Origin of the sequence: Pseudarthrobacter phenanthrenivorans (assembly GCF_000813845.1) — a bacterium.
In the GTDB taxonomy this organism is placed as follows: Bacteria; Actinomycetota; Actinomycetes; order Actinomycetales; family Micrococcaceae; genus Arthrobacter; species Arthrobacter phenanthrenivorans_B.
In genome coordinates this window covers 1-215 of the sequence record NZ_JWTB01000070.1, presented here as the reverse complement: position 1 = coordinate 215, position 215 = coordinate 1, and the positions used below count along the sequence as shown (strand labels likewise).

Annotated in this window: 1 protein-coding gene; it reads right to left on the bottom strand. The window is 69.8% G+C overall.

Features of this window, described 5'->3' with window-relative positions; genetic code table 11:
• A partial coding sequence (locus tag RM50_RS20065) for a phage holin family protein (RefSeq protein ID WP_167562189.1) occupies positions 1 to 215 on the bottom strand: 215 nt, incomplete at both ends.

Below are 215 nucleotides of genomic sequence, written 5' to 3'. Positions count from 1 at the left end.
ACGGCGACGATCAGGGCGGACCAGCCCAGGGGCATGATGGCGCCCAGGGCCCACATCAGGGCCAGGGAGAGGAAGAGCAGGACGAAGTGTCCGCCGATGCCGGCGCCGGCGAGCATGCCGGCGCCTTTCCCGGCGCGGGTGGCGGATTGCTTGGCTTCGGCTTTGGCCAGTTCCACTTCCTGGCGCATCAGGGTGGACAGGTCCCGGGTGACGTC